Origin of the sequence: Cupriavidus sp. UYPR2.512 (genome assembly GCF_000379565.1) — a bacterium.
Classification (GTDB): domain Bacteria; phylum Pseudomonadota; class Gammaproteobacteria; order Burkholderiales; family Burkholderiaceae; genus Cupriavidus.
Window position 1 is genome coordinate 1 of record NZ_KB902919.1, and the last position, 5,894, is coordinate 5,894.

The following is a 5,894-nucleotide window of genomic DNA, read 5'->3' on the forward strand; positions in this document are numbered from 1 at the left end:
AAAAAAGAATCAAGCCGCTGATTGCTCGGAAATTTCCTCTTGGCGAGGCAAGACTTGCGCACGAGTTGCTCGGCGAGAAAGGGGTGGCCGGAAAAATCGTGCTCATGGCCAACGCGGCNTTGATACGGTGACCGACGGCAAGCTCGAAAACTCGCAAAGTCAGGATTGGCCCAAGCGAGGCGAATGGCCGAGCATAAAACGCTCGCCTTTCGGAGCCCAATGACCGATTGTCGATCCGGAGCCGACGTAACCTCGGCCATGGGGCGACATTCGACCACTCACGGATCCTGATGCGCGCTCGATGATCTCACAAGCCAAGGGAGCGGGGATTGTGGGGTACAACGTTCAGACGGCCGTTGATGCCAAGCACCACCTGATTGTCGTGCACGAGGTCACGAACATCGGCAGCGACCGATCGCAACTGAGCAAGATGGCGAAGGCTGCGCGTGAAATGATGGGCCGGACAAAAGTGCAGGCCTTTGCTGATTGTGGGTACTTCAATGGACCGGAGATCAGAGCCTGCGAAGACGTCGGCATCACCCCCTTGGGGTCTGACCAAGATTCGGTCGAAATGCTCCCATAAGCCTTGCAGTTATGATGTTCGCGAATCCTATTCTCTGGTGGTATAAGAGATACTCACGCGGTGAACGCCTGCCCGAACTGCCGCGCCCGCTTGACGTCGTCGGTGTGCAAGTAGATCGAAGTGGTCGAAATTGAAGCGTGGCGCAGGTTGTCGCGTACGGCGCTCAGTTCGACGCCCTTCGCGAGCGCATGTGTTGCGTGGGTATGCCGCATCCAGTGAGGCGTGGCCCGTCGCAGCTTTTCTGCCAAGGCCGGATGGTCGTCACCAACGACATCTGCCGCGAGCCTGAAGAACCGGCGCATGATCTCCCACAGTCGCAGAGGCGTAATGCCGGCGTCTGCGCCGTCCAGGCTTCCGATCAAGGGTGTGGCAGGCTCCCACCGGGCACGGCTGACGGGCAGGCCGCGCTCCTGCAGGTAGCGATCCAGTGCCACGCGCGCCAGCGGCGTCAAGGTAACCTTGGCTGGCTTGCCGCCCTTGCCAACGACATGCAGCCAGTGATCGCCGGCGGCATCGACCTCGATATTACGCAACGTGGCATTGGCCAGTTCACTGATACGCAGCCCGGTCGCGTAGCCGAAATCCAGCAGGAAGCGCAGCCGCTGCGCCGCCAGGGCTTGCCAGCCGTATGACCATTCGAGCCCGTTGGCGATGGCGCGCACCAGTAACCATTCTCCTTCGGTGAAGGCGTGGGTGGTCTCCACGGCCATGGCGCGCTTGCTGCCGCGCACCTTGAGGCCGGCAAACGGGTTGGCCACGACATAGCGTTGCTCGATCAGGCAGCGGAACATGGCATTGAGTACGGCTAGCGCATGGGCAATCGAGCGGGGCGACAGGTTGTCAACGAACGGCCGCCAATCCAGGGCCGTGCGCGGACGCGGCGGACCGACCCACCGCTCGCGCGGTGTCGGCTTGCGCAGAAACGCCCGATATTCCGTGGCATCCTTGGTCGTCAGCGACGACAATGCGTTGCCCCGCACGACAATGGCCCACAGGATCAGGCGCTCAGCCTCCTTGCGGTAAGCGCGTTGGGTGGCCCGGGATTCGTGCAGCGCGAGCCAGGCCTGAATGGCCTCGTAATCATTGTCCACGCCCAGAATGCAGGTCGACGCCGGAGCACGGAACGCCCCGGCCGAGCCGTCGACGTCGTGAGGCAGCCGTAGCTGTTTCCAAGGAGTCACGATCGACGGTCGCTCCGCGGTGATCAGGGCGCGGGCGCGCTCGGTCAACGCAGGGTGCGCGGCGAAGAAAGCTTCGATCTTGCAGGCGCTGGCAGGCCCGAGTCCCGGGATGGCGGCCCACCACTGCCGACGGCGTGGAATCCGCACGGTGAGGTCGCTCAGGGTCTGGATACCGACGGCGTGCAGCACGCGGACGGCACGCTCCGGCAACCACAGCGCGATATCGTCCCCGATCTGTGGCGTGGGGACTGGCGTCGAATGCCCTTTGGCGGAGGTTGGCCGGGATTGCTCGCCTTCGAGAGCCGCGCGGCTACCCACAACACCGTACAAGGTCTAGTTACGAACTCCCGAGCACCCGGGCTGATGCAGCGTTTTATAACGATCTCTACATCGTTGAAACTATGGATATGACCTTCTATGCTGCCCACTATGACCACATCCCAAGACACTTGGATCCTGCTGATCGTCAGCCTCCCGACATCTGGTGCGACCGCCCGCATGCGGATCTGGCGCACGCTTAAGGCGCTCGGCGGTGCCGCCTTGCGCGACGGTGCCTATTTGTTGCCGGCAGGCGCGGAGCAAGTGGCGCAGTTCCGCGAACTGGCCGACGAAACGTTGCAGCAGGAAGGCCAGGACTGGCTCCTGACGGTACATCCCGATGAGGACGAAGACACCTCTGCATACCGCGCCTTGTTCGACCGATCGAGCGACTACGTCGAACTCCTTGCAGCCATCTCCGACGCTCGCCAGACCCTTTCCGGGTTAGGTGAAGCCGAACTCAATCGCCTGCTGCGACGCCTCGGGCGTTTATACGAATCGATTCGGAAGATCGATTTCTTTCCCAATGAGGCCTCTGTGCGTGCTGAAGCGCAGTGGCGAGACTTTGTGGGCGCCATCGAAACGATCCTGTCGCCGGGAGAGCCACATGCCGCTGCCGGCGCTATCGCGCGGCGCGACCCAACCCAATACCAGGGGCGGCTATGGGCGACGCGCCGTCATCTCTGGGTTGACCGGGTGGCCTGCGCCTGGCTGATCCAGCGCTTCATTGACCCCCACGCCCGCTTTCTGTGGCTGGAATCTCCCAGCGAATGCCCGACCGAGGCCCTGGGTTTCGATTTCGACGGCGCGACATTCACCCACGTCGGTGACAAGGTCTCCTTCGAGGTGCTGCTGGCGAGCTTCGGCCTGGAATCGAATACAGGATTGCAGCGAATGGCGGAGATGGTCCATGCGCTGGATATTGGTGGGCCCACCGTACCGGAGGCCGGCGGCTTCGACGCAATCCTGGCCGGCGCCCGTGAGCGGCTGGCCGGTGACGACGCGCTGCTGGCCGAGTTCGGCTCCGTGCTGGATTCCCTGCATGCCCACTTCTCGAACAACCGGAAACGCTAGTCGTCACCGAATTCATATTCAGGAATATTCATGAGAAACGTGCAGCAAACCGATGTTCCGCAAGCGCCCGCGGCCGAACGGCCTGGCTATACCCGCTGGCAAATGGTGCTCTACATGCTGCGCCTGGGTACCCTTGGATTTGGCGGCCCCGTTGCCCTCGCAGGCTATATGCACCGAGACTTGGTCGATGAACGCAAGTGGATCACCGATGCCGACTACAAAGAAGGGCTGGCGCTGGCGCAGTTGGCCCCCGGCCCGCTCGCTGCGCAGCTCGCGATCTACCTCGGCTACGTGCATTACCGCATCGTCGGTGCCACCCTGGTCGGGATTGCATTCGTCATTCCATCGTTCCTGATGGTGGTCGCGCTGGGTTGGGCTTATGTCCGATTTGGGGGGCTGACCTGGATGCAGTCGGTGTTCTATGGGGTCGGCGCCGCGGTCATCGGCATCATTGCAATCAGCGCCTACAAGCTCACGAACAAGAGCGTGGGCAAGGACAAGCTGCTATGGGTCATCTACCTGGTGCTGGCTGCGGTGACGGTCGTTACCGAATCCGAGATCGCGTGGTTGTTCCTGGCCGCTGGCATCGTGGTGTGGTTCTGGCGCGCACCGCCCAAGTGGCTGCGCCAAGGCGGTCTCAATGCCCTCGCGGCAACGCAAGTGCCGACTGTGAGCGGGGTCGTCAGCACCGTGGACTGGCCACTGCTGACGCAGATTGGCGTGTTCTTTGCCAAAGCCGGCGCCTTCGTGTTCGGCTCGGGCCTGGCCATCGCCCCATTCCTCTATGGCGGTGTTGTGACCGAGCACCATTGGTTGAACGACAAGCAGTTCGTCGACGCGGTGGCGGTGGCGATGATCACGCCCGGGCCGGTGGTCATGACAGTCGGCTTTATCGGCTACCTGGTTGCGGGCCTGCGGGGCGCATGTGTGGCCGCGCTGGGAACCTTCCTGCCTTGCTATCTGTTCACCGTCATTCCAGCTCCGTACTTCAAGAAGTACGGTAAGCGGCCCGCCATCATTGCCTTCGTCGATGGCGTGACAGCGGCGGCAATTGGTGCGATTACGGGTGCCGTGATCGTACTGGCCAGACGCTCGATTATTGATGTCCCGACCGTCCTGCTTGCGCTCGTCACGGTCGCCTTGCTCTGGAAGTTCAAGAAGCTGCCGGAGCCGGTCATCGTCATCGGCGCCGCCTTGGTTGGCCTCGCTGCCTACCCGCTCCTTCACTCCTGAGCCGCTCACATAAGGAATCAATCCATCATGACCTACCAGATGAAGCCTCTCGGCGTCGATCCAGGCAAGCTCACCGGCCTCTCGGACGGGCGCGATACCAGTCAATAAGCTGCGCTGCCGCGTCAAGGTCGTCCACCTCGCGATTACTCAGCAGTCGCCATTCAATCGGCTTGACGCCTGCCGGCGGGTCAACCTCCCGGGCGACGATGCAAGTGGCATTCACCACGCCGCCTGCAGCATCAGGCAACGCGACACGTTGCGTCCACACCTGCTGTCGTACCGCGCGCGCCGGCTGAGCCTGACGGGCTGCCAGCGTAAAGTGAATCCTGCCCACTGGCTTGCCCGCAGTTACTTGGTCCCACAGCTTGCCGCCGCCAGGCAAGGTGCGATTGTGCTGCGAGCGCAGTAGCCAATCCGCCGGGTGGCCCAACTCCTTTGCCTTGACCATCAGCGCCATGATGTCCGACTCTCGGTCAGCCACATAGACGAGTCGCGTGGCAGGCAGTGCGGCCGCCTGTTCGGCAACCCGCTCATATCCTTCGGTCCAGCGGGTACTTTCCTTGATGCCGGGGCGCACGCCATCCGCACCCTTCGGCTCGCGCGCCCACATGTAGGCGTCAAGCACGCCCAGCGGTTCGCGCGATGGTGTTACCGCGTAAGTCGGGTGCAGATACAGCCCGCGTTGCGCCTCATACGACAGCGGTCCCAGGCCTGTGATGGTCTGGCCGTTAAAGTCCAGCTCCGTTGTGTCTTGGATGCTTAGCACCACTTCGCAAGCTCGCATCCGCTCGGCTGAGCTCTGCCAATGGGGCGCCAGAATATCGCGCCAGTCCAGTTCATCCTGAGCCAGGAAGCGGTACGCCGCAGCCGTTTCCGCCCAGCCGCCGCATGCGCTGGGTATGCTTGCCGTCGGTTTCTCTGCAAGCCGCTCCGCTAGCAGCACCGCTCGCTTGTTCAGGCGCTGGTCGCCCAAGTCAATGTCCTTGAATTCTGCCGCTGCCCAACTCGTTGCCGCTCGCTGCATGTGCCGCCCAAAATGCAAGAGTGAACGACAATCCGAAAGAGTTTACAACCCCACCCGCTATGTCATTGACCGTAAACGACTTTTTGCGGAGCACCGGCCATAGCACTAACGCTGCCAGCAGCGCTACCAAGCTCAATGCATGTCTGAGAGTTCGGCGAAATGAAGAAGGCATGAGGTTCTCCTCCACAATATTGCATCACTTTTGGCCTCTGACCTCATTGGTTGCATGTTCTGAGTGCCACATCAAGCGGGATCGGACTTCCAATTGCCATCTGGGCGGTACTAGCAAGGGATAGCAGATACACGCCACCTGTCGTGGCTTTATAGTCCAGGCGCGTGCACTGCTGCCAATCGGTCGAACGAACCTCTTCTCAAGGAGCGCAAGCATAGATCGCATGATGGCTAACAGGTTGGACCGGGGCGAGGAAAACCCGATAGGGAATGTGAGCCACAGCGCTCGATGATCAGATGAGGACTTTGC

Annotated in this window: 3 protein-coding genes and 3 pseudogenes; 4 read left to right on the plus strand and 2 right to left on the minus strand. The window is 61.8% G+C overall.

The features are described from left to right. The first annotated feature begins 17 nt into the window (after nucleotides 1-17). Both A3A5_RS43190 and A3A5_RS0110800 read left to right on the plus strand, forming a co-directional pair. Nucleotides 18-131 (plus strand): hypothetical protein, encoded by a 114-nt coding sequence (locus A3A5_RS43190; protein ID WP_255343494.1) that lies wholly within the window; start codon nucleotides 18-20, stop codon nucleotides 129-131. A 146-nt stretch (nucleotides 132-277) separates the two neighbouring features. After that, nucleotides 278-541 (plus strand): annotated as a pseudogene (locus A3A5_RS0110800) (transposase); the annotation flags it as partial. Between the two features lie 95 nt (nucleotides 542-636). Here the strand turns inward: A3A5_RS0110800 and A3A5_RS38240 are convergent. Continuing rightward, nucleotides 637-2,016, minus strand: a pseudogene (locus A3A5_RS38240) (phage integrase family protein); the annotation flags it as partial. Between the two features lie 177 nt (nucleotides 2,017-2,193). On the opposite strand from A3A5_RS38240, the gene A3A5_RS0110810 reads away from it, so the two are divergent. Both A3A5_RS0110810 and A3A5_RS0110815 read left to right on the plus strand, forming a co-directional pair. After that, nucleotides 2,194-3,156 (plus strand): chromate resistance protein ChrB domain-containing protein, encoded by a 963-nt coding sequence (locus tag A3A5_RS0110810; protein WP_026200656.1) that lies wholly within the window; start codon nucleotides 2,194-2,196, stop codon nucleotides 3,154-3,156. A gap of 30 nt (nucleotides 3,157-3,186) precedes the next feature. After that, a complete protein-coding gene (locus tag A3A5_RS0110815; protein ID WP_018310594.1) occupies nucleotides 3,187-4,389 on the plus strand; it encodes a chromate efflux transporter in 1,203 nt (400 codons plus the stop codon). Between the two features lie 85 nt (nucleotides 4,390-4,474). Here A3A5_RS0110815 and A3A5_RS38245 read toward each other — a convergent pair. Continuing rightward, nucleotides 4,475-5,368: pseudogene (locus A3A5_RS38245) on the minus strand (IS4 family transposase); the annotation flags it as partial. Between the last annotated feature and the right edge of the window lie 526 nt (nucleotides 5,369-5,894).